This is a genomic window from Maribellus luteus (assembly GCF_003576475.1).
Taxonomy (GTDB): Bacteria; Bacteroidota; Bacteroidia; order Bacteroidales; family Prolixibacteraceae; genus Draconibacterium; species Draconibacterium luteum.
This window is the reverse complement of sequence record NZ_QWGR01000193.1, coordinates 1-566: the sequence shown is the minus strand read 5'-3', so window position 1 is coordinate 566 and position 566 is coordinate 1. Positions and strand designations below refer to the sequence as shown.

Below are 566 nucleotides of genomic sequence, written 5' to 3'. Positions count from 1 at the left end.
GGAAGGCGGAAAAACTGACCAGGCTTGGGTCTGTCCCCAAGCACCGGGAATGCAGCGCGCATTGTAAAGGAAGCTGTCCTCGACAATGCGGAGGGATCGTCAGCGCCGGGATGCGAGCCGAAACTCACATTCGCTCGACATCCCGCTGACATATTGCGTGGCTAATGCAGCGTCACACCGTGCCGGCGCGCTTGGCTTCGAGGGCTTCCCAACGTTCCAGCGCCTCCAGCAGCTCCAGTTCGATGGCCTCGTGGCGCTCGGCCAGCTTTTGCGCGCGCTCCGGATCACGTCCGTAGATCGAGCCGTCCTCCAGTTCGCCGCCGACCTGCTTCTGCTCGGCCTCCAACGCCTCGATGGTGGCGGGCAGCGCGTCGAGTTCGCGCTGCTCTTTGTAGCTGAGCTTGACCGTGGCACGCTCGCGCGGCTTGGCCATCTCGGGCTTCTTCTCTTCGGCGGCCGGCTTGGCGGCTTGGGCGTTCGCCATGGATGCGAACGAAAGAGCGGCGGCCGCGGCGGCGGCGGACACGCCCAGTTGCTTGAGGGTCATTGGATCAGAACCTGGTTGA

General features: G+C 64.5%; 1 protein-coding gene. It reads right to left on the bottom strand.

The window, feature by feature from the left end:
• Positions 1 to 172: 172 nt before the first annotated feature.
• Positions 173 to 566 (bottom strand): ATP-binding cassette domain-containing protein (locus D1614_RS28555; RefSeq protein WP_206610191.1); only part of this gene is annotated, 394 nt, incomplete at its 5' end.